Here is a 25,423-nt window from a genome sequence, read left to right on the forward strand (position 1 = left end):
AGGCACACCATGGTTGCGTACCGGATTGGGATCGACGTCGGGGGTACCTTCACCGACTTCGTCGCGGTGCCGGACGACGGCTCGTCCATCCTGCGGCACAAGGTCCCCAGCACCCCCACGGACCCGGCGCGGGCCGTGGGGGAGGGCATGGCCGACCTGCTCGGGATGCTCGACGGCGCCACCATCAGCAGCGTCACCCACGGCACCACCATCGGCCTGAACGCGATCATCCAGCGTCGCGGCGGCAAGGTGGTGCTGGTGGTCACCGAGGGGTTCGCCGACCTGCTCGAGATCGGCCGCTCCCGGATGCCCAACTCGTTCAACCTGCACGCCGTGGGCCAGCAGCCGTTGGTGCGCCGCGACAGTGTGCTGCAGTTGGGTTCCCGCCTCGACCCGGCCGGCAACGTGGTCGACCCGGCCACCGACGACGAGGTGGCGGCCACCGCGGCCCGCATAGTCGAGCAGGCCCCCGAGACCGTGGTGCTGAACCTGGTCAACGGCTATGCCAACCCCGACTACGAGCAGCAGGTCGCCGACCGGCTGGCGGCGGCCATCAGCGGCCTCGGCAGCAGCATCGAGGTCATCTCGGCGGCCGCGCTGTGGCCCGAGATCCGCGAGTACGAACGATGCCTGGTCGCGGTGATGGGCGCCCACATCCACGGCATCGTCAAGCGCTACCTCGAGAACCTGCAGCGCCGCCTCGCCGAGCAGGGGGTCACCGCGCCGCTGTTCATCTCCGCCTCCAACGGCGGGACGCTGTCGGTCGAGTCGGCGATCGCCCAGCCGCTCGACACGATCCTGTCGGGGCCCGCGTCCGGGGTGACCTCGGCGCAGCTGCACTACCCCGGTGAGAACCTGATCACCTTCGACATGGGTGGCACCAGCAGCGACATCTCGATCATCGTCGAGGGACGAAGCAGGCTGTCGACGACCAACGAGGTCGGTGGCCTGGCGTTGATGCTGCCGGTCGTCGACGTCTCGGCCATCGGCGCCGGTGGTGGGTCGGTGATCTGGGCAGACCTGTCCACCGACCAGCCCGTGCTGCAGGTGGGCCCCGAATCGGTCGGCGCCTCCCCGGGCCCGGCCAGCTACGGCCAGGGGGGTGATCGCGCCGCGATCACCGACGCCTACCTCGCCACCGGGATGATCGACCCGGCCGGGTTCCTCGGCGGCACCATGCCGCTGGACGCCGACCTGGCCACCGCTGCCCTGGCCGAGGCCACCCACCAGCTGGGCGTTGACACCGATGATGCGGCCGGTTGGGCGGCCGGGACCGCGCTGCGGCTGACCACCGCCCAGATGGCGACCGAACTGCAGAAGCTGCTCGCCGAACGAGCCCTCGACGCACCCGACTTCACCCTGGTGCCGTTCGGGGGTGCCGGGCCCACCCACGCCGCGCTGCTGGCCGACGAACTGGGCATCACCCGACTGATCGTCCCCGATGCGGCGGCCACCTACTGCGCGTTGGGAGCGGCCCTGGCACCGCTGCGCCGCGACTTCGTCCACAGCGTGCGCACCCTGCTCGACGACCAGACCGTCGCCAACCTGCGCTCGGCGGGTGGTCGCATCATCGCCGAGGGACGCGAGTGGCTCGCCGCCAACGGCGACAACCCGGACGAGGGGCTGGTCGAGGTGGTCCTCGACATGCGCTACCCCGGGCAGGCCTATGAGCTGTCCATCGAACTGGGGCGCTTCGGGCTGGCCGACCTGGCCGATGCCGCCGAGGTGGTCGAGGCGGGGCGCATCCGTGAGGCGTTCAACGCCGAGCACCAACTGCGCTACGACTTCGTCCACGCCTCGTCGGCGCTCGAGGTGGGCACCCTGCGGATGGCGATCATCGGTCGGACGATCCCGCTGGCCGCACCCGCCCACGACGCCGAGGGGCACCAGCCCGCCCCCCGGGCCAGACGGCGGCTCAACCACCGCGGCACCTGGGTCGAGGCCGAGGTCCACGACTACGCCGACCTCGCCGTGGGGGCGACCACCACCGGCCCGGCGGTCATCGAACACAGCGACACCACCATCGTCGTCCCCCCGCAGTGGGCGTTGCGCCGGCTGCCCAACCGCGACCTCGAACTCGTCAAGGAGGCCTCGCTGTGACCGCGACCACCGACCTGCAGATCCTCGGCGCGAAGCTGGCTGCGCTGACCGAAGAGATGTGCCTGACCCTGCAGCGCACCTCCCGCAGCCTCTACGTCAAGGAGACCGCCGACTTCGTCTGCGCCATCGCCGACCGCGACGGCACCTTCATCGCCTACCCGAACGCGATGGGTGTCTCCGGTTTCGTCGGCCTCAACATCGCCACCGCCGTCGCCCGGGTGCACGAACGTGACCCGCTGCAGCCCGGTGACGTGATCATCACCAACGACCCGTTCACCACCGGTGGGCTGTCGACCCACCTGCCCGACATCCAGATGATCGAGCCCTACTTCGTCGACGGTGAGATCGTCGCCTACGGCTGGGCCTTCGTCCACATCTCCGACATCGGCGGGCGGGTGCCCTCGTCGGTGAGCCCGTTCAACACCAGCATCTTCGCCGAGGGCCTGCAGATCCCGCCGGTCAAGTACGTCCGCGGTGGGCAGGTCGTGGCTGATGTCAGCGAGCTGCTGCAACGCAACACCCGCACCCCCGACGCCAACGAGGGCGACTTCCAGGCGATGCTCGGGGCGCTGGCGACCGGACGCCGGCGCGTGGTCGAACTCGCCACCAATGCCGGCACCGAGGTGTTCCACGAGGCCTCGGCCTACCTGCTCGACCGGGCCGCCGCGAAGTCCGAGGCCGCCCTGCGCAGCCTCGGCAACGGCTCCTACCGGGCCATCGACTACCTCGACAGCGACGCCTTCAGCCGCGTCCCGGTGCGAATCAGCATCACCGTCACCCTCACCGACGGACGACTGGTCGTCGACTTCGAGGGCACCGACCCGCAGGTGGAGGCCGCGCTCAACATCGCCAGCTTCGGCACCACCCACGCCTGGCTGACCACCCGCATCCTGGGCCTGGTGATGACCCTCGACCCGACGATGCCGCTCAACGGTGGGCTGATGCGTCCGGTCACCCTGCTCGCCCCGAAGGGGTCGATCGTGCATGCCGAGTACCCGGCCGCGACCGGGGTGCGGCACGCCGCCGCCAGCCGGGTGAACGACGTGCTCTCGGCGGCGCTGATCCAGGTCGCCCCCGAAACGCTGCCGGCGGCCAGCAGCGGCCTGGTCGTCCCCGTGGTGGTGGCCGAGACCCGAGGTGACCGTGAGCACGTCCAGGTCGTGGAACCCATGGTCGGCGGCACCGGTGCCCGGTTGGGCGCCGATGGTGTCGACGGGCGCGACTCGGGCATCTCCAACCTGGCCAACAACCCCGTCGAAACGGTCGAGTCGGAGGTCTGCGTCCGGGTGCTGCGGTACGCGCTGCGGCCCGACTCCGGTGGGCCGGGGCGGTGGCGCGGAGGCACCGGGCTGGCGCTGACCTTCGAGGCGCTGCGGCCCTGTTCGCTGCTGGCCCGAGGCATGGAACGGGTCAGCTTCCGGCCCTGGGGCTACGCCGGTGGCCAGCCCGGCATGCCCACCCGCATGATCATCAACGAGGGCACCGACCGGGAACAGCGGCCCTCGATCGTCGACATCATCGCGCTGGAGCCCGGTGACACCGTCACCCTGCTGACCTCGGGGGCCGGTGGCTACGGCCACCCCTTCGAGCGGGACGTTGCCGCGGTGCGTGAGGACGTGGCCCGCGGCAAGGTCAGCGTGGCGGCCGCCGCCCACGACTACGGGGTGGTCATCAGCGCCGACGGGTCGGTCGACCTGGCCGCCACCGACGACCTGCGCCGCTCACCGAACTGCCCCCACGGGGAGTCCGGGCCCGAACGGGAACGCTTCGACGCGGTCTTCGCCGCCCCCGTCTGGGACCGGATGGTCGCCGGCCTGTTCAACGGCAGCCAGGTTGGGCGCAACGCCCGCAAGGTCGCCCTGGTCGAGCAGGTGCTGGCCACGCTGCCGGAGGGTTTCCCCCGCGCCGAGGCCGGCCAGGCCGAACTCAGCGCCGCCGCGAAACTGTTCCAAACCCTGGTCGATCGGCAGGAGGCCTGATGAGCTGGACTGCACGTTCCCGCTTCCAGGCCGTGCTGGCCGGCGAACTGGCCGACCGGGCGCCGGTCACCGCGTGGCGCCACCACCGCGACAGCGAGTACCCCGGTGGGCCGCTGGCCCAGTGGACCGCCGACTTCGCCCACCGCTGGGAATGGGACTGGATCAAGCTCAACCCGCGCGCCACCTACTACGCCGAGGTCTGGGGCAACCAGTACCGCACCGGCGACTACGAGACCCGCGACATCCCCCGGCAGGTCGGGGTCGCGATCAACTCCCTCGACGACCTCGCCGCGGTGGGCGTGCGCAGCGACTCGCCCGTGCTGGCCGAACAGGTGGCGCTGGTGCGTGACACGGTCGCGCTGGCCCCCGACCTGCCGGTCGCGCAGACCCTGTTCTCGCCGCTCAGCACCCTGGTGCAGGCGGCCGGGTTGAGCTACTACGCCGGGAAACCCGTCTTCGGGGCCACCGGTGAGCTCGACCTGGACGGGTTGCTGCACGGTGACCCGGCGCTGACCCATCGGGCGCTGCGGGCCATCACCGACACCTACGTGGGCTACCTCGCCGAGTTGCGCGCGGCCGGCGCCGAAACGCTGTTCTATGCGGTGACCGGCACCCTGAACCCGGCGATCACCACCGAGGACGACTTCGCCGAGTTCTCCGAACCCTACGACCGGGAACTGCTGGCCGCCGCCGGTGACCTGCCGGTGGTCGTGCACACCTGCGGGGAGCACTCCCGGGTCGAACGCCTGACCGACTGGGGTGCCGCGCTCAGCTGGGACCAGATGCTGCCCGGCAACCCCGGCCTGGCCGACCTCGACGCCACCGTGGTGGTGGGTGGGGTCGACCACCGGGAGTTCACCTCCCCGGACACCATCGCGGCCCAGGCGCGGGCCGCTGCCGAGCTCGGACGACAGCGTCCGGTGCTGGTTGCGCCCACCTGCAGCATCCTGTCGGCGCACGCCACCGAGGCCGGGCTGGCAGCATTGAGGGCATGACCGACGACCCGGCTTCGCTCGACCCCAAGCTGGTGCTGACCTTCCGTGAGGTTGCCCGGATGGGTTCGATCTCGGCTGCCGCCCGCAAACTCGGCTGGACCCAGCCGGCACTGGGGCAGCAGTTGCGGCGCCTCGAGAAGGAGGCCGGCACCGCCCTGGTGCGCCGCCACGCCCGCGGCATCACCCTCACCCCGGCCGGTGAGGTGCTGCTCGGTCACGCCGATGCGATCGCCGGGCGGCTGCTGGTCGCCCGGGCGGCGCTGCGTGACACGGTGCGTCGGCGCTCGACCCGGCTGAGTGTGGCCAGCTTCCCCAGCGGGTCGTCGGCCTTGGTGGCGCCGGCGGTGGCGGCCCTGGCGGCCGCGGTGCCCGACCTGGACGTGCGGGTCATCGACATGGAACCCCCAGTCGCGGTGGAGGCCCTGTCGGAGGGGCAGGTCGACGCGGCGCTGGTCTTCGAACACCAGGAGGACGACCACTACCTCGGCGGGACGGGGCAGTTGCGCCGCCGACTGCTCGGGCGTGACCCGCTGCTGGTGGCCATGCCCGCTGACCACCGACTGGCGCTTGGCGCGGTCGGTGAGGGCAGCGAGCCCGAGTCGTCCCACCTTGATGCGCCGGAGCTGGAGGCCCCGGCGCTGGAGGCCTCGGAGCTGGCCGGTGAAACGTGGATCTCGGGCTGCGTGTGGTGCCAGTCGAACCTGACCGACTACGGCCAGCGGCACGGGTTCACCCCGGTGATCCGGCACACCTCGGAGGACCAGCTGGTCGTGCAGCAGTTGGTCGGCTCCGGCCTGGGCCTGGCGCTGGCCTCACAGATGACGCTGCGGACCTACCAACGCCCGGGGGTGGTGGCTCGTCCGCTGGTGGACCCACCGCTGCGCACGGTCAGCCTGGTCACCCACCAGCACGACGCCCGCCGCGTGCTCGGACGACTGGCCTCGGAGATCTCCCTGACCGCCCGCCGCTCGGGCCTGCTGGAAGCCTGAGCCCAGGCCCCCGTCGTCCGGTCAGACGCCCCCGTCGTCCGCGCTTGCGCAGGTTCCGTCACGGTTCCATTGCTGGTGGTGAAGTTTCAGGGCAGGAACCTGCGCATCCGGCGGACTTACCGGGCGGTCATGTACCCCTCCATCGGCACGGTCAGCACCTCGGCGCCCTCGGGGGTGACCACGATGGTCTGCTCGAACTGGGCGACGCGGGAGCGGTCCTTGGTGACCACCGTCCAGCCGTCGTCCCACTGCTCGTTCGCGGCCGACCCCAGCGCCAGCATCGGCTCGATGGTGAAGGTCATGCCGACCTCGATGGGGGTGTCCAGCCGCGGCTCGTCATAGTGCAGGATCACCAGCCCGGAATGGAACGCGGTGTGCACACCGTGGCCGGTGTACTCCCGCACGACGCCGTAGTTGAACCGGTTCGCGTAGCTCTCGATCACCCTTCCGATCACCGACAGCGGACGACCCGGCCGCACTGCCTTGATGGCCCGGTTCATCGCCTCTTCGGTGCGATCGGTCAGCAGCTTGGACTCCTCGTCGACGTCACCGCAGTAGAAGGTGCCGCAGTTGTCGCCGTGCACACCGTTCTTGAAGGCGGTGACGTCGATCTTGACCAGGTCACCGTCCTCGAGTGGGCGCCCATCGGGGATGCCGTGGCAGATCACCTCGTTGACGCTGGTGCAGCAGGCCTTTGGGAACCCGCGGTAGCCCAGGGACGAGGGGTAGGCGCCGTGGTCGAGCATGAACTCATGGGCCACCTTGTCGAGGTCGTCGGTCGTGACCCCCGGTGCGATCGCCTTGGCGGCCTCGTGCATCGCCTGGCAGGCAATGGCCGACGACTCGCGCATCAGCTCGATGGTCTCTTCGCTCTGCACGTGGCTGCCCAGGTACGGGTCCGGTGCGCGCTTGCCGACATAGTGCGGCCGCGGGATCGAGGCGGGGACCGGACGAAGCGGGCTGACGGGGTACGGCTTGATGACGCTGCTCACCCGGGTCATTGTATTAGGCTGTCCGAGCATGAGCACCGACCACGACAACGAGTGGTACTACTGCCTCAAGCACCACGCCGTCGAACCCTACGCCGCCTGCAAGGCCGGCGACCGACTCGGTCCCTATGCCAGCCAGGCCGAGGCCCAGGCCGCCCTCGAACACGTCGCCGACCGCAACGAACAGTGGGACACCGACCCCCGGTTCAACGACCCGGACGAGGACGAGGACGACGACGAGGAGAAGGTCGAGGGGGCCTGGGGCCCCTTCCGGTTCTGAGCGGCGGCCACCCCCTCAACCGGCGAACTCCAGCGTCTTCTCGGCCGCCTCAACCTCGGCGATGTTGCCGGGGTTGGCGATGGTGGCCGCCGACACGAAGAACGACAACTGCGCGTCGTGCCCGGTGTCGACGACGATGACGGTCACCCGGTCACCGCGCACATTGGCCGGGACCGCCACGTAGATCTCGGTGACCATCCGGTGTCCCGGCAAGCCGTCGATGGTGATCGGCTCACTGATCAGGGTGTTGTGGCCGGTGTAGGTCGAGAAGTAGCTCGACGAGGCCAGGCACTGGGTCATCGCATTCGCCGAGGCGGCCGGGTCGGTGAAGCCGTCCGACTTCAGTAGCGCTCCCACCGCCAGGTTGGAATGCCAGCCGAACTGGATCTGGCGGGACTCGGCCGAGACGTCATGGGTGAACGGCATGTAGAAGCCACCCTGGGTCCAGCCCTGCGACTCGAAACTCAGCTGGCCCCCGACCCGGCGGTTCCCGTCGCGCCGGTCGCCGTAGTCGCCGCCACTGGAGGGGCAGTCCACCCGGGTCGCGCCGGACGGGTCGGTGGTCGAGGGGGTCGGGGTGGGCGTCGGGGTGGAGGTCTCGTCCCAGGCGCTGATGGTGGGCTCTGCCGAGTTGGTGTCCTCGGGGAAGGCGGCCCGGTTGCCGCCGGGGCGCACCAGCAACCAGACCAGCAGGCTGATGGCGACGACCGCGACGATGGCCACGAGCAGTCCGGCTCGTCCTCCCTTGCCGCCCTGGCCGGGGTCGGGCTGGGCGGCATGCTCGGCCGCCATGACGTCACTGGTCCAGGCGTTGCCGTCGAAGTAGCGAACCTGCCCCGGCGTGCCCGATGGGTCGGGGTACCACCCTGCGCTGGCCATGGGACGAGTGTAGGTCCCGCGCGGCCCAGGGTGCCCCGGGCTCAGGCGCGCACCTGCAGGCCCTCGACGGCGGTGTTGACCAGCTGGTTGCGTTCGGCATCACCGATCGGGGCCTCCCCGCAGAAGACCGCGAAGCGTCCCTCACGACCGACGTCGAGCACGATGATGGTGACCACGTCACCGGGCACCGGCTCACCGTTGACGTGCACCTCGGACACCAGCTTCCAGCCGTCCTTGCCGTCGATGGTGATCGCCTCACTGAGCAGGTCGGTGCGGTTGACGAAGCTGCGGTAGTAGTACGAGCTGGCCATGCACTGCATCAGCTGGTTGGTGGCGACCTGGGGGCTGGGGAAGACCTCGCGGTCGATCTCGCCGACGACGGCGATGGCCACCCAACCGGGGGTGACGGTGTTGCGTTGGCCGGCCCGGTCGGTGGCCCAGTCCAGGCCCCAGCCGCGGCTGTTCTCCCAGCCCGGGATCTCGGGGTAGGCCAGCCCGCCGCCGGTGTAGTAGCCGCCCGAGGGTTGGCCGGGGGCACGGTCGAAGGTGTCCTCGGGGCAGGCGGCCGGCGCGCCGCCGGTGTTGGTCGGGTCGTCACTCGGGGTGGGTGGGTTGGACGAGGGCGTGGAGGTTTCGTCCCAGGCCGAGATCGTGGGTTCGGCCGAGTTCGTGTCCTCGGGGAAGGTGTCCCCGCCGCCGGGGCGCAGCCACAACCACACCACCAGGCTGATCGCCAGCACGGCGGCGATCGCGACCAGCAGCCCGGCCCGACCACCCCCGCCGCCGCCCTCGTCGCCGCCCTCGTCGCCGCCACCGGCGGGGCCGGCACCGGTCGGCGCGGGCCGCACGTCACTGGTCCAGGCGGCGCCGTCGAAGTAGCGCACCTGGCCGTCGCGGCCAGACGGATCGGGGTACCAGCCTGCCTTCGCCATGCCGACGAGTGTAGGTCGCCGGCGGGGCGCGGCCCCACCCTGCTGTAACAGGTTTGAAACACACGGTTGGCAGACTGTGCACATGGATCGCCAGACAGAGTTCGTCCTGCGCTCAATGGAGGAGCGCGACGTCCGATTCGTGAGGCTCTGGTTCACCGATGTGCTGGGCTCGTTGAAGTCCGTCGCCATCGCTCCGGCCGAAATCGAGGGGGCGTTCGCCGAGGGCGTCGGTTTTGACGGTTCCGCGATCGAGGGCTATGCCCGGGTCTACGAGTCCGACATGGTGGCCCGGCCCGATGCCAGCACGTTCCAGTTGCTGCCCTGGCGCCAGCAGCGGCGCGGCACTGCCCGCATGTTCTGCGACATCACGCTCCCGGACGGCTCGGTCAGCATGGCCGACCCCCGCGGGGTGCTGAAGCGTGCGATGGCGAAGGCCGCCGACATGGGCTTCACCTTCTACACCCACCCCGAGATCGAGTTCTTCCTGCTCGAACCCCAGCCCCGCGGCGCGGATCCGGTGCCGCTCGACTACGGCGGCTACTTCGACCACACCACCCTGGGGCAGGGCACCGACTTCCGCCGCGACACCATCGAGATGCTCGAAACCATGGGCATCTCGGTCGAGTACAGCCACCACGAGGGCGCCCCGGGGCAGCACGAGATCGACCTGCGCTACGCCGATGCGCTGACCATGGCCGACAACATCATGACCTTCCGGGTCGTGGTCAAGGAGGTCGCGGTCGGCAAGGGCATCCAGGCGACGTTCATGCCCAAGCCGTTCACCGAGTACGCCGGTTCGGGCATGCACACCCACGTCTCGCTGTTCGAGGGCGACACCAACGCCTTCTACGACGCCACCCACGAGGCGCGGCTGTCGAAGGTCGGGCGCCACTTCGTCGCCGGGGTGCTCAAGCACGCCCGCGAGATCACCGCGATCACCAACCAGTGGGTCAACTCCTACAAGCGGCTGGTCGACGGAGGTGAGGCCCCCGCCTACGTCTGCTGGGGCCGCAACAACCGTTCCGCGCTGGTGCGGGTGCCGATGTTCGGCATCGACAAGTCGTCCTCGGCGCGCGTCGAGATCCGCTCGCTCGACTCGGCCGCCAACCCCTACCTGGCCTACGCGGTGATCCTGCGCGCCGGCCTGGCCGGCATCGAGGGTGAGTACGAACTGCCGGACGAGGCCGACAACGACGTCTGGGCGCTCTCGGCCCGCCAGCGCAAGGCGCTGGGCATCGAGGAACTGCCCCGCAACCTGGACGAGGCCATCCGCGCCATGGAGGGCTCCGAACTGGTGGCCGACACCCTGGGCGAGCACCTGTTCGAGCATTTCCTGGTCAACAAGCGGGCCGAGTTCGACGAGTACCGCGCCCAGGTCACGCCCTTCGAACTGAAGCGCTACCTGCCGACGCTGTGAGTCCCGCGACCACTCCGGTGGTGCTGCTCGCACTGGACGACGACATCTTCGATGCCTTCCTGACCCCCGAGGCCCTGGGCAGGCTGGCCGGGCAGGCCCGCGTCGCCCGCGCCGGTGCGCAGGACTGGACCGGGCACCCCGACCTGGCCGAGGCCCGCGTGGTCGTCACGGGCTGGGGGAGTGCCCGGCTCGACCCTGAGGTGTTCGCCCGCGCCCCCCGGCTGACGGCGCTGGTGCACACCGCCGGCACCGTCAAGGCGGTGCTCGACCCGAGCGCCTGGCACCGTCCGGGTTTTGTCGTCTCGAGCCAGGTCGAGGCCAATGCCGCCCCGGTGGCCGCCCACACCGCCGCCCTGGTCGTCCTCGCCCTGCGGGGAACGCTCGGGCTGCGCGAACGCTACCGGCGTGACCGCCGCGACCTGTTCACCCGGCGGGGATGGGTCACCGACCCGAGCCGCGGCCTGGCCGGGCGCAGCGTCGGCATCCTGTCCGCCTCCCGGATCGGCCGTGAGGTCATCGAACTGCTGCGCCCCCACCCGGTGCAGGTGCTGCTGTACGACCCCTACGTCAGCCCGGCCGAGGCCGAGGCGCTGGGCGTCACCTGGGTGGCCTCGCTCACCGAGCTGGCGGAGCGCAGCGACGTGTTCAGCATCCACGCCCCCTGGCTGCCCGAGACCGAGGGCATGGTTGACGCCGAGGTACTGGCCGCGCTGCACGACGACGCGACCGTGGTGAACACCGCCCGCGGGGCGATCGTCGACGAGGCCGCGCTGGTGGCTGAACTGGTCACCGGACGACTCAACGCGGTCCTAGACGTCACCTGGCCCGAGCCGCCGGCCGACGACTCTCCGCTGTGGGACCTCGACAATGTCTTCCTGACCCCGCACGTGGCCGGTTCGCTGGGCAGTGAGTTGGCGGTGATGGGCGGGCAGGCCGTCGACGAGGTGCTCCGGCTGCTCGCCGGGAAGGCGCTGCGCCACGAGGTCGACCCGCGCAGCTTCGCCCAGCAGGCCTGAGGTTCGCCCGATCCCTTACAGGTTCAGCGGGACAGGTTGATCACCGGCAGCATCCGCGCCAGGGCGTCGGCCTGGGCGCCGCTGGCCATCACCCGGTGCTCGGCCACCTCACCGCGCCAGGTCCTGGCCCCGGTGGCCAGCGCGAAGAAGGTCGCCGGTTCCAGCTCGACCACATTGGGCGGGGTGCCACGGGTGTGCCGGGGCCCCTCACCGAAGGCCCCGACCTGCACCGCGACCGCCGGCGGCACCCGTACCTCGATCACCGCACCCGGGTGGCGGGCGGCCAGCACCGACCCCAGCGCCCGGACCGCCTCGGTCAGGGCAGCCGGCACCACCTCGCAGCGGAACCGGACGGCGGAGGCGACGGCATCGATGAGCACCCCGCGCAGGTAGTCGACCAGCCACACGGTGCCGAACAGTGAGTCGACCACCGCCGGCAGGTTCGGTGAGGACAGGGCTGCCCGCAGGTCGGCCCACAGCCGCTCGGCCTGGGGGGTCAGGGCGGTGGCGCCGTCGGTGCCGGTGACCAGGCCGATCACGTCCTGGATGACGTGTTCGGAGTGCTCCCGGTCATACAGGTGGTCGGCCAGAGTGCCCGGGCGCACATTGGTGCCGAGCTCCAGGGTCTGCAGGGCGTCGGTCAGCAGGAACAGCACCTCACCGCACTGCGCCCGGCCCGTCGAGGGGGGACGCTGCACCGAGGGTCGCCCCCCGTCGTCAGGGAGCAGCTTCTCCAACTGGTCGATGGTGGCAGCCGCGACTCGCCTGAGGGTCCGGTCGCCTGCCGCAGCCATGATGGTCACCCCGTTGAGGCTAGTGAGAGTGCCTTGCCACACGGTGAAGACACGATGACATCCATCTGACACCACGAACCCGGCCGACCGCAAAGTCGACGCGTCCTAGAGTGGGTTCCATGGCTGAACCGAGCGGACGAGGAGAGCTGGTGCGGCGCGGGTTCCTGCAGCCCGACAAGGCCCAGGACCACCTGGAGCAGTTGGAGGGCGCACAGGACTGGCTCGACCTGGTCGACGCAGCCGCCGACCCCGACCTCGCCCTGGCCACCATCGTCGCGCTGCAGGCCGCCGCACCCACCCGGCTCGCCGAGCTCAGGGCCACCCCCGGTGCTGCCGCCCGACTGGTCGCCGTCGCCGGTGGCAGCCAGCCGCTGGGCCAGCACCTCGTCCGCCACCCCGAGGACCTGGCCGAGCTGCTGCCCACACCCCGGGCCCGCTCACGCCAGGACCTGGTCGACGAGGTCGCCGAGATGGTCCAGGGGCAGGGCGACCCGGCCGACCTGCTGCGGCTGGCCAACAAGCGGGCCCTGGTGCGGATCGCCGCCCGGGACCTGTCCCACGACCACCCGCATGACGTGGTCGGCTCGATCGCCCGCGAACTGGCCGACCTGGCCGACGCGATCATGAACGGGGCGCTGCAGATCGCCCGCAGCCAGGTGCCCGACCACGAGCACACCCGGCTGGCGATCCTGGCGATGGGCAAGTGCGGCGCACAGGAACTGAACTACATCTCCGACATCGACGTGGTCTTCGTCGCCGAGCCCGCCGACGAGCAGACCACCCCCGAGCAGGCCATCTCGATCGCCACCAAACTGGCCTCGGCCGCGATGCGGCTGTGTTCGACGTTCACCCGCGAGGGTTCCATCTGGGAGGTGGATGCGGCGCTGCGCCCCGAGGGCAACGCCGGCCAGCTCGTCCGGACCATGGCCGGGATGAAGTCCTACTACGAGAAGTGGGCCTCGACCTGGGAGTTCCAGGCCATGCTGAAGGCTCGTCCGATGGCCGGGGACCTGGAACTCGGCCAGGAGTTCTGCGACATGGTCGCCCCGATGGTGTGGCGGGTCGCCGAGCGGGAGGGCTTCATGGCCCAGACCCAGGCGATGCGCAAGCGGGTGGTCAGCCTGATCCCCGCCAAGGAGACCGACCGGGAGATCAAACTCGGCAGCGGTGGCCTGCGCGACACCGAGTTCACCGTGCAACTGCTGCAGTTGGTGCACGGCAAGGCCGACGACAGGTTGCGGCTGCGCGGCACCCTGGACACGCTGCGCGCACTCAGCGATGCCACCTACATCGGCCGGGCCGACGCCGCCGAGATGGGCTCGGCCTACCGGTTCCAGCGGCTGCTGGAACACCGCATCCAACTGTTCAAGCTGCGCCGCACGCACCTGCTGCCCAGCGACCCCGACGAACTGCGCACCCTCGCCCGCGGCGTGGGCCTGCCGAGCGGGGACGAGGTCGTCACCCAGTTCAAGGCCAGCACCCGCAAGGTGCTGCGCCTGCACCAGCGGGTGTTCTACTCACCCCTGCTCGAGACGGTCGCCTCGATCGACGCCGACGCCGTGCGGCTCACCCCCGAGGCTGCGCGGACCCGGATGTCGGCGCTCGGGTTCGCCGACCCCGATGCGGCGATGCGGCACATCCAGGCGCTCACCTCCGGGGTGAACCGGGCCGCCAACATCCAGCGCCAGCTGATGCCGGCGATGCTGGGCTGGTTCGCCCAGGCCCCGAAACCCGATGCCGGCCTGCTGGCCTTCCGCCGGGTCTCCGAGGCATTGAAGGACTCGCCGTGGTACCTGCGGGCCTTACGCGACGAAGGCCAGATGGCCTCGATCCTGGCGCACATCCTGGCCTCGTCCCAGTACGCCGTCGACCTGGTCAAACGCAACCCCGAGTCGGTGCAGATCCTGGCCAGCAGCGCCGACATGCAGCGCCCCGGCATCGACCGGATCCGTGGGTCGATGGGTTCGGTGATCGCCCGCCACGACACTGAGCAGGAGGCGATCAACGCGGTGCGGGGCATCCGGCGCCGCGAACTGTTCCGGGTGGCGGTCGCCGACCTGACCGATGTCGCCGACCTGGCCGAGGTCGGCTACGGCCTGACCGACATCGCCTCGGCCACCGTGGAGGCAGCCCTCCAGGTGGCCCGCCGCGAGGTCGAGGGCGCCCCCGAGGTCGGCGTGGTGGCGATGGGACGCTGGGGTGGGCGCGAGATGGCCTACTCGTCCGACTGCGACGCGATGTTCGTCATCGGTGACACCGATGACCCTGACGCACTGTCGAAGGCCGGGCAGGTGGTGGCGCGGGCACGCAAACTGCTGGCCGCCCCCGGGCCCGACCCGGCCCTCGAGATCGATGTCGACCTGCGACCCGAGGGCAAGGGCGGGCCGATGGTGCGCACCCTCAGCTCGTATCGCGCCTACTACGAACGCTGGTCCGACACCTGGGAGGCGCAGGCGCTGGTCCGGGCCGGGTACGGCGCCGGGCCGGAATCACTGGTGAACGCGCTGCTGGAAAGCATCGACCCGATCCGCTACCCCGAAGACGGGTTGAGCCGCAAGCAGTTCGCTGACATCCGCAAGCTCAAAGCCCGGATGGAGGCCGAACGGATGCCGCGCGGGGTGGACCCGAAGCGCCACCTCAAACTCGGCCCCGGTGGGCTCAGCGACATCGAATGGTCGATCCAGCTGATCCAGCTGCACCATGCCGCCCGGGTGCCCGGCCTGCGGACCACCGAGACCCTGGCGGCGCTGGACGCCGCCCGGGAGGCGGAACTGGTCACCGCCAGCCAGGCCCTGGCGCTGCGCGAGGCCTGGCTGCTGGCCTCCGAGATCCGCAACGCGAACATGCTGAGCCGGGCCAAGGCGTCCGACGTGATCCCGGCGGACTCGCGCGAGCGGGGCAACGTTTGTCACCTGCTCGCGCGGCCGCCGGGCACCAGTTCCCAACTGGTCGACGACTGGCTCAAGGCCTCCCGTCGAGCCAGCGCCGTGGTCGAGGAACTGTTCTGGGGACGCGGCTGATCACTGCCGAATGGCCCCACTGACACGCCGGGCCACGGCGAGGCCGGCCACCACGAACAGGCCGACCAGGCCGACCAGGCCGGCCGCCTGGCCACCGGTCTCTGGCAGCGGACGACTCGTCGGCGGGGTGGTCGGCCCCTGCGGTGAGCTCGGCTCCGAGGTGGGCGCCGGGGTACTCGGCTGCTGACTCGGCTGTTCACTCGACGGGGGTTGGCTGGTGGGCGCTTCGCTCGTCGGGGGCTCACTGGTCGGGGGCTCACTGGTCGGGGGCTCGCTGCTGGGCGGGGTCGAGGGCACCTGGGCCTCGACCACGGTCACTGTCAGGGTGCCCGCGAACTTGGCCGTGCCCCCCGAACTGGACTCCGCGTAGGCGATGGCGTAGGTACCGGGCTCGGTGAACATCACCGTCCCGTTGCCCAGCCCGATCACCCCGTCGGGCAGGCGCAGCACGTCGGGGTTGATCACCGCCCCGGTCTGGTCACGCAGGCCCAGGTCGACCACGGTCTCCGCCGTGGCGTCCAGGGTGGCTGCCTGCCGCAGCACGCCCCACCCACGCCAGGTCCGTCCAGCCATCGCGGACAGGTCGCGGATCTGGTTGTTGTGGGCGATCAGATAGTTCAGCCGGGGCAGCTGGTTGATGAACGCCACGTCGGACAGCGCGGTGTTCTCCAGCCCCAGGTCGGTCAGGTTCGTCAGCGCGGCGAGCCGGCTGTGGTCAGTGAGCGTCGGGTTGTTGCCCAGATCGATGTTCACCAGCGAGGTCGGCAGCCCGGCCAGGGTGGTCAGCTGGTTGTTGCGGGCATTGAGGTTGGTCAGCTTCGTCAGCCCGGCCAGCGGGGCCAAGGTGGTGAGCCGGTTGGTGTGCACGTTGAGCTCCACCAGCGCCGGCAACCCGCTGATCACGGTCAGGTCACTGAGCTGGTTGGAGTAGGCCACCAGCTTCTGCAACCCGGTCAACGAGGCGACCGGGCCGAGGTCGGTGATGGCATTGCCGGAGACACCCAGCTCGGTGAGGTTGACCAGCGACGAGACCGGCGCCAACGAGGACAGCGGCGAGACCCCGTCGACCTTCTGCTGGCTGGTGAGGGTCAGCGTGGTCAGGCCGGTCAGCGTCGACAGCGGTGACAGGTTGCTGATCCGGTTGTAGTCCAGGTCGAGGGTCCGCAGCCCGGTGAGCCCAGCCAGCGGGGTGAGGTCGACGATGTCGTTGCTGTCGAGCACCAGGGTGGTGAGCTGGGTCAACCCGGCCAGCGGGGTGAGGTCGACGATGTCGTTGAAGGTCAGGTCGAGGCTGGTGACCGAGGTCAGGTACTGCGCCCCGGTCAGGTCCAGGATGCCGCCGAAGAAGCAGGTCAGCTCGGTGATCGTGGCCAGCTGTTCGTCCGTGATCGGGGCGGTGGGCTGCTGGCGCAGCTGCGCGGCCAGGCAGGACTTGAGGCCGGCGTCCGGGATGGTGACCGGGGTGCCGGGCGGCGCGGTGGGCGTGGGCACCGTCACTGCCGGCGGCGTGTAGTCGGGGGCGTCCCAGTCGCCGGTCAGCGGCACCAGCCGCCAACCCTCGACGGTCCCACCCTCGGGCATGGAGCCGTCGGCAGGATCGTTGGAGAAGACCCAGTCGCCCCACTCACCGTCATCGTCCTGGGCCAACGTCCAGTACGACCAGAAGTCGGGCTCGTAGTTGCAGACCGCCGGGGCGCCGTTGAGCTGGCAGATGAACCCCGGGAACATCTCGGTGACGGTGAAGCCGGCCGAACGTAGTGCCTCGAGACCATCGCCGAACTCGGTGGCACAGCCACCGGTGGTCCCGGAGTAGTCCTGCACCACGACCCAGACGTTGCCGGCCGCGAGGCAGGCGGCGGCGTCATCGTCCTCGGCCGAGGCGGTGCCCGGGTTGATGAGGCTGGTCAGGGACAGGACGAGCATGGCCAGCACGACCGCGATGCCGGCGCGTGTTCTACGCATGGAGATGAACCCTTCGTCGGTAATCGTCGCGGGGCGAAGACACCGATTCGGGGTCGTCCTCTGCAGTCCGCGACAGAGGTGTGGAACGTCGCGGTTCGGTCCGGCTCCTCCCCGGGGGGAGTCACGGTTGCGGGTCAGCCTCGGGATCTCACCGAGTTCTCTCCACGACACGGTCAGGCTAGCGACCCCATTCCGGGTTGACTAGGGCCGACCCCGGGAAATGGGCGGGCAGGCCGGCGGGTGCTGGGCCGTCCGGCCGTCGTCCATCCCGGGTCCTATCCCGCCGATGCGCAGGTTTCTGCACGGAATCTGCGCCACCAGTGAAGGGTCCGGGGAGGAACCTGCGCATCCGCGGGTGCTAGTCGAGCAGTTCGGTGATCCCACGTCGGACGAGTAGGTCGTCGTCCACGATGTCGGCGGCCCGCACCAGGGCCGGGACGACACCGTCGCGGGCATGGTCCAGCCACAGTCCCAACAGTTCCTGGCCCGGTGCCGTGGCCGAACGCCCGGTCCCGTTCGTCCAGTCGGCGTCAAAGACCAGCGCGGGCCGCTCGTCCAGGTGGGCCGCTGGCGGGTGGGCGATCACATCGGCCAGGGCCTCGGCCTCGGGCTTGGGGCGCCCGTCGCTGGTGAACAGCCCCAGGCTGTATTCCAGCTCGGGGAAGTCGGCCAGGTCACGCGAGACGTCGTGGCTGCACCACCAGGTGATCGCATGCAGCTCGGGCATCGCCGCCGCCGAGGCGATCGTGGACCGCAGGAAATCCGGCGCGTGGGCGTCGCTGACCCAGGGGCGGGGGGCGCCGACCTCCTGCAGCCACACCCGCCGTTCGGCGTCCGGCGACCAGGCCGCGGCCACCTCGCACAGGTAGCGGGCGAACAGCGCCAGTTCGGGGCTGTCGGCGCCGAACAGCGGGCCCAGCTGCATGAACACCCACGAGTGGACGATGGTCGCCGCCCCCCGGGTCACCGCGTGCCGGGGGGTGAAGGGCAGCGTGTCGGTGAACCAGATCGAGTCGTCGTGGCTGTGGTGGTGCTTGCCCTCGGGCCAGACCTCGGCCAGGTCGGTGAACAGCGCCTTCAACCAGCGGTCCGCGTCGGCGACCCGGGCCGCCGAGACCTGCGGGTGGTCGGGCCGGGCGAACTGGGTGAACTCGTTGCCCAGCGTCATCCCGGTCACGCTCGGCACGCCCCGCAACGCGGTGGCGAGCTCCCGCACCAGCAGCCGCTGCCCGCTGACGGCTCGCGGGTCGGTGAACAGGTCGGCGGCATGCCAACTGGTCAACCAACTCGGGACGAAGTCGTAACTCGACAGGTGCCCGTTGAGCGCGTCGACGCTGACCCGCAGCCCGGCCTCGCCGGCCACCTCGGCGACCTTGACCACGTCGTCGACCCCCCGCGGACGAACCAGGGTCCGGTTGGGCTGCAGCAGCGGCCACAGCGGGAAGATGCGGGCGTGGTCGAGGCCCAGCGAGGCGATCTGGTCGAAGTCTTCGCGCACCTCACCCAGGTCGAGGTCGAGCCAGCTGTGGAACCAGCCGCGCCGCGGTGTGTAGTTGACCCCGTACTTCATCGGTACACCTCGACCTGGCGCAGGTCGACATCGGCCTCGGCGTGCAGCCGCAGACCGGTGATCGGGTCGGGCCCGGCGTCGGGGAACAGCAGGTAGGCCTGGGTCTGGTTGTGCCACAGGGCCGGCCGGGGGGGCGCCACCGGCTGCCAGTGGCCGAAGCGGCAGACCTCCACCCGCAGCGGTGCGGCGGCCACCTCCTGGCAGGTCAGTGTCCAGATGGAGGCGGTGACCGGCTCCTCCCAAGTGAGTTCCAGCGTCTCGCCGCCGCGCAGGGTCTCCACCTCACCCAGGTCGTCGCACAGCCCGGTCCCGCGGTCCCCGTCGCGGCCGTGCACCACCACCGTGGCGCTCGTGGTCAGGTCGGTGTGCAGCGCACCCTCGGGCACCAGGTCGCTGATCGAGCCCGGCCTCGAGCCGGTGGCCCAGCCGGAGGGTTCGGGGCCCAGTTCGAACTGCAGGGTCACGTTGCTATGCAGCTTCTCCACCGGGATGCTGACCCGGTCCCAGGGTTCCCCGTTGACGGTCAGCGACTGGATGAAGCGGTGTTCCACGTTGCCGGCCCGCACTTCCAGCAGCGTGCCGTCGTCGCGGCGGAAGGCCAGCCGTTCGAACAGGGGAGCGGTCAGCACCAGTTCGCCGCTGCCGACCGCCAGCGGGTACAGGCCGGCGGCGGCCAGCAGCCACCAGGCCGACATCTCCCCGTTGTCCTCGTCGCCGGGGTAGCCCTGCCCGATCTGCGAGCCGGTGAACCCGCGCTCCAGGATTTCGCGGACCAGCCACTGGGTGCGGTGGTGCTGGCCGGTGTGGGTCCACATGAACGGAATGTGGTGGGCCGGCTGGTTGCTCATGGCGAACTGCCCCAGCCGCAGGGCGCGGGCCTCGAGCATCTCGTGGATCACCGCACCGTAGTGTCGTCCGACCCTCAACGACCCCGTCTCGGGGGTGTGCTCGGCCTGGTGCAGCTTGGCCGCCAAGCCGTCCTCACCGCCATACAGCCGGGCCAGGCCGGCACCGTCGAAGGGGGCGTGGAAGGCCATGCCCCAGGCCGTGGTTTCGGTGTAGTCGCGGCCCCACAGGGTCGGGTCGAAGTCCTCGTCGCGGAACTCACCGTTGCGCATCCGGGCCCGGAAGAAGCCGGTGGCCGGGTCGAACAGGTGCTGGTAGGCCATCGCCCGGTGGGCGAACCAGATCGCGTTCGCGCGGAACTCGTCGCACCGCGCGTTCTGGTCCACAGCCTCGTCCATGGTCCCGGTATCGGCCCGTTCGGCGAGCCGCGCCGACCAGCGGGCCAGGGCCGCGTCGGAGTTCGCGTTGTCCAGCGACCAGCTCAACCCCTCGTGGGTGTCGGTGTCGATGAAGCCGCGGAACCGGCCCCGCTGCAGGCCCTTGCGGCCCACTTCGTCGCGGTCGCTCGGCACGCTCGCGTTGCGCAGCGCCGAGTCGTAGCCGGCGAGTTCGTTGAACTGCAGCCCGTGGGCGCCGGCGTCGGCGAAGACGGCATCAGAGCTGGTGCCGACCATGATGTCGCAGTAGCCGGGCGCCGACCAGCGGGCCATCCATCCCCCGTCGAGGTACTGCTGGACGATGCCATCGAGCAGGTCACCGGCCCGGCGCGGGGTCAGCAGGTGGTAGGCGGGCCAGCAGGTGCGGAAGGTGTCCCAGTAGCCGTTGTTCACGTGCAGGCGGCCGGTGCGCACCGTCGCCCCGGTGTGGTGGCGCTGGTGGCTGCCGACCGGCGGCTGGAAAGGGGAGGCGTAGGTGTCGCCGGGTTCATGGTGTTCATTGGGCCACGAGTACAGCCGGGCCAGGTTCGACCAGGCGGTGACCCGCTGGTCGTGAGTGCCGCCGGTGATCTCGAGGCGGTCCAACAGGTCTGACCAGGTGCTGCGGGCCGACTCGACCACCTGTTCGAAGCCCGCCTGGCCGATCTGGGCGGCGAGGGTGTCGCGGGCCTGCTGGGTGCTGATCTGGCTGGTGGCGAGCACGACCTCGAGCACGCTGCCCTCACGCAGCCGCAGCGCCCCGGACTGGCTGCGGTTCACCTTGACCCGCAGCCACTTGGGCCAGCGGCGGGTGATGGTTCGGCCCAGGTTGGTCGGCAGTTCGGGGATGCCCTCACGGCTGGTGACGTCGAGCACCTCGACGGGCTGGCGGGTCTCGCCGTAGACGTAGCCGGCCAGCGGCGCCAGGCCGTCGACCTGCCAGTCGGCCGGCGGGTTGATCATGGCGGTGAAACTGGCGCGTCCGTCGGCGAGCAGGCTGATCGTCAGCTCTCCCGAACCGGGCATGTCGAGCACCACACCGGCTTGGGTGGCGGCGGTGTCGATGAAGTCGAACCGGAAGATCGCCGCGTGGCTGGTGGGCGCCATCTCGGCGACCACCCCGTCGTCCAGGCGGACGCGGTAGTGGTGCGGCCGGTCGAGTTCGTCGGCGTGGTCGAAGTGCCGCTCCCGGGCCAGCGGATCAACATCGGGACGACCGGTCCAGCTCATCACCTGGAAGCCGAGCCGGTCACCCATCCACGGGCTGGGGCAGTGGCTGACCGCCATCGCCTGCAGCGTCGGTCGGGGGTCGGGGTCGTTGGGACGACCGTGCCAGCTGTAGAACCAGCGGTGCGAGCGGGCGTCGGTGACCGGGGTGAGGAAGTGGAAACCGTGCGGCAGGCTCGTCAGCGGGAAGGTGTTGCCGCGGCTCAGCGACGACCCCGAGTGCTGGTGGCTGCCACGGGTGGTGCGGACCAGGTCGACGGGGTCGGCGTCGTCGGCGGGTGCCGGGACCGGCCCTATGACCTGCAGCCAGCCCGACCCGCGACAGCCCCCGGGGCTGACCAGGACCAGGTCGACGGGTTCGTGCGGGTCGAGGTCAGCCAGGTCGAGGTCGAGCAGGTTCCACTGGTCGGTGACCAGGGCACCCGGTTCGCCGGGGTGGACCCCCCAGTGGTGCTGGTCGAGCAGCGGCTGGTCACCGGCGGCGGTCGCGGCGACCACGCCGATGAAGGTGCTGGAGTAGTTCGGCAGCGCGTCGGGGCGGGCGTCGTCGAACAGCAGTTCGGGGTGCACGGCCACCCGGAAAACGGTGCCCGGGCCCGGTTCCAGACCGGTGGCCAGCGCCGCTCGTCCGGCGCCGGTGAACTCGTAACGCTGCACCGGCGCGCCCGGGAACAGCCCCACCCCGGGCGTGGAACTGGTCGGCTTGTCGGGCCCGGGGTGCGGGGTCAGGACGAGCGGTTCCGGCGAGGAGGCTGGGGCCATGGCGTGCAGTCTATGGGTCCGGGGTCGGGGGGTGGGAGACGCAGCGGCCACCTGCTGGAGTGGCAGGTGGCCGCTGGGTGCCGGGGTGACGGCGGGATCTGGTCGGGATCAGATGCTGAAGTACAGGTCGAACTCGTAGGGGTGCGGACGCTGGCGCAGCTGGCTGATCTCGTCGCGCTTGAGGTCGATCCAGGTCTCGATCAGGTCGGGGGTGAACACGCCACCGGCGAGCAGGAACTCGTGGTCGGCCTCGAGGGCGTCGAGCACGGCGTCCAGCGATGCGGGGACGGTGTCAACCTCGGCGTGCTCCTCCGGGGGCAGCTCGTAGAGGTCCTTGTCGATCGGGGCCGGCGGCTCGATGCGGTTCTGGATGCCGTCCAGGCCGGCCAGCAGCATCGCCGAGAACGCCAGGTAGGGGTTCGACGACGGGTCGGGGCAGCGGAACTCGACGCGCTTGGCCTTCGGGTTCGACCCGGTGATCGGGATGCGCATGCAGGCCGAACGGTTGCGCTGGCTGTAGACCAGGTTGACCGGGGCCTCGAAGCCGGGCACCAGGCGGTGGTAGCTGTTGGCGCTGGGGTTGGTGAAGGCCAGCAGGGCCGGGGCGTGCTTCAGGATGCCGCCGATGTACCAGCGGGCGATGTCCGACAGCCCGGCGTACCCGTTCTCGTCGTAGAACAGCGGGTTGCCGTCCTCCCACAGCGAGCTGTGCACGTGCATGCCCGAACCGTTGTCACCGAAGATCGGCTTGGGCATGAAGGTGGCGGTCTTGCCCGCCTCCCAGGCGACGTTCTTGACGATGTACTTGAACTTCATCACGTTGTCGGCGCTGCGCAGCAGGGTGTCGAAGCGCCAGTTGATCTCAGCCTGGCCGGCGGTGCCGACCTCGTGGTGGGCGCGCTCGATGACCAGGCCACTGGCCTCGAGGGTCTTCACGACGACGTCGCGGAAGTCAGCGAAGTGGTCGGTGGGGGAGACGGGGAAGTAGCCACCCTTGGTCTTCACCTTGTAGCCACGGTTGCCGCCGGCCTCGACGCGGGCGGTGTTCCAGGCGCCGGCCTCGGAGTCGATCGAGTAGCTCGACCCGTTCGACTTGGTCTCGTAGCGCACGTCGTCGAAGACGTAGAACTCGGCCTCGGGGGCGAAGAAGGCGGTGTCGGCGACGCCGGTGCTCTTCAGGTACTCCTGCGCCTTGCGCGCGATGTTGCGCGGGTCACGGCTGTAGGGCTCCTTGGTCAGCGGGTCGTGCACGAAGAAGTTGACCACCAGGGTCTTCGCGTCCCGGAACGGGTCGAGGTAGGCGGTGGTCGGGTCGGGCAGCAGCGCCATGTCGGACTCGTGGATCTTCTGGAAGCCGGTGATGGACGAACCATCGAACGCCAGCCCGTCCTCGAAGACCGCTTCGTCGAACGAGCCAACCGGCACCGTGAAGTGCTGCATCACGCCGGGCAGGTCGCAGAACCGGATGTCGACCATCTCGACACCCTCTTCGCGGATGTAGGCGAGCAGGTCTTCAGCTCCCTGGAACATATGTCATCTCCATCGGTAGAACGTTTCCTTGAACCTAGTGGCAGCGGGTTGCCCGGCAGTGTCGGCGATGTTTCGGTCGTGTAACACAGCCCGATAACCTGTTCTGCATGGCTGCCGTTGACGTGGAAACCTACCCGGGCGCGAGCCTTGGCCTGCCCGAAACCGGGCCCGGATCGCTGGCGCCGTGGCGCAACCGGGTGGCGGCGCTGATCGTCGACTGGGCCGCCTCGATGGCCTTCGCGGTCGGCGCGTTCGGGATGGGTGTGCTGCGTGACTCGACCTGGCGGGCGCAGACCCCGCTGCTGGTGTTCTTCGTCGAGGCGTCGGTGCTGACCATGCTGATGGGTGCCTCGTTCGGTCAGCTGCTGGCCAGGATCGGGGTGGCCCGCCTCGACGGCACCCCGGTGCGCTGGTGGCAGGCGGTGCTGCGGACCTTCCTGAAGTGCCTGGTGATCCCGGTGATCGTGGTCGGCGCCGAGCGGCGCAACCTGGCCGACCTGATGCTGGGCACCGTGATCGTGAACCGCCGGTGACCGAGCCTCCTGATGTCGTGGTCTGCGGCCGGGGGGTGCCCGGGCCGGGCTCCCCGCTGCTGGGCATCTTCGAACTCGACCAGGCCAGGGCCCTGGCGGACGACGGGCTGAGCGTCGTCTACGCCGCGCTCGACGTGCGGTCGGTGCGCCGCCGCCGACCCTGGGGGCTGCGCCACCACGTGGTCGACGGGGTTCGGGTGGTGGAACTGAGTGTGCCGCTGGGGCGGTTGCCGCGCGCGCTCAACCGGGTGCTGATGACCCGCCTGTGGGACGTGCTGCTCGCCGCGGTGGTGCGCCGCCACGGACGACCCCGGCTGCTGCACGGGCACTTCCTGCCATGGACCGCGCCGCTGGCCGGGGCCCGGCTGTTGCGCGGGGCTGCGGGGGTGGACGCTGCCGACGGTGGCCGGGCGCGCCCGCGACTGGTGGTGACCGAACACTGGTCACAACTGCAGGACCGGATCGACCCGGCCGTGCGGGCCCTGGGGCAGGCGGTCTACCCACGCTGTGATGCGGTGGTGGCCGTCAGCCGACCGCTCGCCGAGACCATCGGCCGCGAGTTCGGGGTGGCGGCCGAAGTGGTGCCCGACATCATCGATGTGGACACCTTCGCGCCCATGGCCGGCACCCCGCGTGAGCCGGGGGTGCGACTGGTGGCGACCGGCAACCTGATCGTCCGCAAGAACTTCGACGGGCTGCTGCGGGCCTTCGCGGCAGCGGCCCCGCCGGACGCCCGGCTCACCATCATCGGACAGGGCCCGGAACGGGAACGGTTGGAGGCCCGGGCCCAGTCGCTGGGGGTGGCCGACCGGGTGCGGTTCGCCGGCCGGCTGGCGCGCGACGAGATGGCCGCCGAGTACGGAGGGGCCACCGGGTTCGCCCTGGCCAGCCACGCTGAAACCTTCGGGGTGGTCTGGGCTGAGGCGATGGCTGCCGGGCTGCCGGTGCTGGCCACCCGCTGCGGCGGGCCCGAGGACTTCGTCACTGACGACGACGGGGTCATCGTCGAGGACACCGACGAGGCCCTCGCCGCCGGGATGGCGCAGTTGTGTGCCGGGATCACCGCCGGCCGCTGGGACGCGGCGGCGACCTCGGCACGCGCCGGGGCCAGGTTCTCGGCCCCGGCGGTGGTGGCCCAGTTGCGGCAGGTCTACGCCACGCTCGAGCCGTAGCCGGTCGTCGGCCGG

18 protein-coding genes are annotated in these 25,423 nt (G+C 70.6%); 10 read left to right on the forward strand and 8 right to left on the reverse strand.

Annotated features, from left to right (window positions below; translation table 11 throughout):
• The first annotated feature begins 9 nt into the window (after nucleotides 1–9).
• The 4 genes from ACQE3C_RS10775 to ACQE3C_RS10790 are packed head-to-tail and all read left to right on the forward strand — an operon-like array spanning nucleotide 10 to nucleotide 6,063.
• Complete coding sequence (locus ACQE3C_RS10775) at nucleotides 10–2,100, forward strand: hydantoinase/oxoprolinase family protein (RefSeq protein ID WP_434539187.1); 2,091 nt, start codon at nucleotides 10–12, stop codon at nucleotides 2,098–2,100.
• Complete coding sequence (locus ACQE3C_RS10780; RefSeq protein WP_434539188.1) at nucleotides 2,097–4,079, forward strand: hydantoinase B/oxoprolinase family protein; 1,983 nt, start codon at nucleotides 2,097–2,099, stop codon at nucleotides 4,077–4,079. The genes ACQE3C_RS10775 and ACQE3C_RS10780 overlap by 4 nt, the downstream gene beginning before the upstream one ends.
• A complete protein-coding gene (locus ACQE3C_RS10785; RefSeq protein ID WP_434539189.1) occupies nucleotides 4,079–5,074 on the forward strand; it encodes a uroporphyrinogen decarboxylase family protein in 996 nt (331 codons plus the stop codon). The genes ACQE3C_RS10780 and ACQE3C_RS10785 overlap by 1 nt, the downstream gene beginning before the upstream one ends.
• On the forward strand, nucleotides 5,071–6,063 hold the full coding sequence (locus ACQE3C_RS10790) for a LysR family transcriptional regulator (RefSeq protein ID WP_434539190.1): 993 nt from the start codon (nucleotides 5,071–5,073) through the stop codon (nucleotides 6,061–6,063). The genes ACQE3C_RS10785 and ACQE3C_RS10790 overlap by 4 nt, the downstream gene beginning before the upstream one ends.
• Before the next feature lie 116 nt (nucleotides 6,064–6,179).
• Here the strand turns inward: ACQE3C_RS10790 and map are convergent, their stop codons facing one another.
• Nucleotides 6,180–7,055 carry a type I methionyl aminopeptidase gene (gene map / locus ACQE3C_RS10795; RefSeq protein WP_434539191.1) on the reverse strand — a complete coding sequence of 292 codons (876 nt, stop codon included), beginning with the start codon at nucleotides 7,053–7,055 and terminating at the stop codon, nucleotides 6,180–6,182.
• Between the two features lie 28 nt (nucleotides 7,056–7,083).
• Between map and ACQE3C_RS10800 the strand changes: the two genes are divergently transcribed.
• A complete protein-coding gene (locus tag ACQE3C_RS10800; RefSeq protein ID WP_434539192.1) occupies nucleotides 7,084–7,332 on the forward strand; it encodes a hypothetical protein in 249 nt (82 codons plus the stop codon).
• 15 nt (nucleotides 7,333–7,347) lie between these two features.
• Here the strand turns inward: ACQE3C_RS10800 and ACQE3C_RS10805 are convergent, their stop codons facing one another.
• Both ACQE3C_RS10805 and ACQE3C_RS10810 read right to left on the reverse strand, forming a co-directional pair.
• On the reverse strand, nucleotides 7,348–8,211 hold the full coding sequence (locus tag ACQE3C_RS10805; RefSeq protein WP_434539193.1) for a DUF2510 domain-containing protein: 864 nt from the start codon (nucleotides 8,209–8,211) through the stop codon (nucleotides 7,348–7,350).
• Between the two features lie 41 nt (nucleotides 8,212–8,252).
• Nucleotides 8,253–9,143 (reverse strand): DUF2510 domain-containing protein, encoded by an 891-nt coding sequence (locus ACQE3C_RS10810; protein WP_434539194.1) that lies wholly within the window; start codon nucleotides 9,141–9,143, stop codon nucleotides 8,253–8,255.
• 115 nt (nucleotides 9,144–9,258) lie between these two features.
• On the opposite strand from ACQE3C_RS10810, the gene ACQE3C_RS10815 reads away from it, so the two are divergent.
• Both ACQE3C_RS10815 and ACQE3C_RS10820 read left to right on the forward strand, forming a co-directional pair.
• Nucleotides 9,259–10,560 carry a glutamine synthetase family protein gene (locus tag ACQE3C_RS10815; protein ID WP_434539221.1) on the forward strand — a complete coding sequence of 434 codons (1,302 nt, stop codon included), beginning with the start codon at nucleotides 9,259–9,261 and terminating at the stop codon, nucleotides 10,558–10,560.
• Between the two features lie 20 nt (nucleotides 10,561–10,580).
• Entirely contained in the window at nucleotides 10,581–11,576 is a 996-nt protein-coding gene (locus ACQE3C_RS10820) for a hydroxyacid dehydrogenase (RefSeq protein ID WP_434539195.1), read from the forward strand.
• A gap of 23 nt (nucleotides 11,577–11,599) precedes the next feature.
• On the opposite strand, the gene ACQE3C_RS10825 is transcribed toward ACQE3C_RS10820, so the two are convergent.
• On the reverse strand, nucleotides 11,600–12,370 hold the full coding sequence (locus ACQE3C_RS10825; protein ID WP_434539222.1) for a sterol carrier family protein: 771 nt from the start codon (nucleotides 12,368–12,370) through the stop codon (nucleotides 11,600–11,602).
• 119 nt (nucleotides 12,371–12,489) lie between these two features.
• Here ACQE3C_RS10825 and ACQE3C_RS10830 point away from each other — a divergent pair, with 119 nt between their 5' ends.
• Nucleotides 12,490–15,390, forward strand: coding sequence for a bifunctional [glutamine synthetase] adenylyltransferase/[glutamine synthetase]-adenylyl-L-tyrosine phosphorylase (locus tag ACQE3C_RS10830; protein ID WP_434539196.1), 2,901 nt, complete (start codon nucleotides 12,490–12,492; stop codon nucleotides 15,388–15,390).
• Here ACQE3C_RS10830 and ACQE3C_RS10835 read toward each other — a convergent pair whose 3' ends face one another.
• The 4 genes from ACQE3C_RS10835 to glnA all read right to left on the reverse strand — a co-directional run bounded on the left by ACQE3C_RS10835 (nucleotide 15,391) and on the right by glnA (nucleotide 23,703).
• Nucleotides 15,391–17,352 (reverse strand): leucine-rich repeat domain-containing protein, encoded by a 1,962-nt coding sequence (locus ACQE3C_RS10835; protein WP_434539197.1) that lies wholly within the window; start codon nucleotides 17,350–17,352, stop codon nucleotides 15,391–15,393. It lies immediately after the preceding gene.
• A gap of 358 nt (nucleotides 17,353–17,710) precedes the next feature.
• Nucleotides 17,711–18,922 carry a glycoside hydrolase 5 family protein gene (locus tag ACQE3C_RS10840; protein ID WP_434539198.1) on the reverse strand — a complete coding sequence of 404 codons (1,212 nt, stop codon included), beginning with the start codon at nucleotides 18,920–18,922 and terminating at the stop codon, nucleotides 17,711–17,713.
• The gene (locus ACQE3C_RS10845) at nucleotides 18,919–22,173 is read right to left on the reverse strand and encodes a GH92 family glycosyl hydrolase (RefSeq protein WP_434539199.1); all 3,255 of its coding nucleotides are present in this window, start codon (nucleotides 22,171–22,173) and stop codon (nucleotides 18,919–18,921) included. Before ACQE3C_RS10845 ends, ACQE3C_RS10840 begins: the two co-directional genes overlap by 4 nt.
• A 108-nt stretch (nucleotides 22,174–22,281) precedes the next feature.
• Nucleotides 22,282–23,703 (reverse strand): type I glutamate--ammonia ligase, encoded by a 1,422-nt coding sequence (glnA, locus tag ACQE3C_RS10850; RefSeq protein WP_434539200.1) that lies wholly within the window; start codon nucleotides 23,701–23,703, stop codon nucleotides 22,282–22,284.
• Nucleotides 23,704–23,810: 107 nt separating this feature from the next.
• Between glnA and ACQE3C_RS10855 the strand changes: the two genes are divergently transcribed.
• On the forward strand, nucleotides 23,811–24,236 hold the full coding sequence (locus ACQE3C_RS10855; RefSeq protein ID WP_434539201.1) for an RDD family protein: 426 nt from the start codon (nucleotides 23,811–23,813) through the stop codon (nucleotides 24,234–24,236).
• Nucleotides 24,233–25,408, forward strand: coding sequence for a glycosyltransferase (locus ACQE3C_RS10860; RefSeq protein WP_434539202.1), 1,176 nt, complete (start codon nucleotides 24,233–24,235; stop codon nucleotides 25,406–25,408). Before ACQE3C_RS10855 ends, ACQE3C_RS10860 begins: the two co-directional genes overlap by 4 nt.
• Nucleotides 25,409–25,423: the final 15 nt, after the last annotated feature.

The sequence above is a fragment of the Aestuariimicrobium sp. Y1814 genome (assembly GCF_050113895.1).
In the GTDB taxonomy this organism is placed as follows: Bacteria; Actinomycetota; Actinomycetes; order Propionibacteriales; family Propionibacteriaceae; genus Aestuariimicrobium.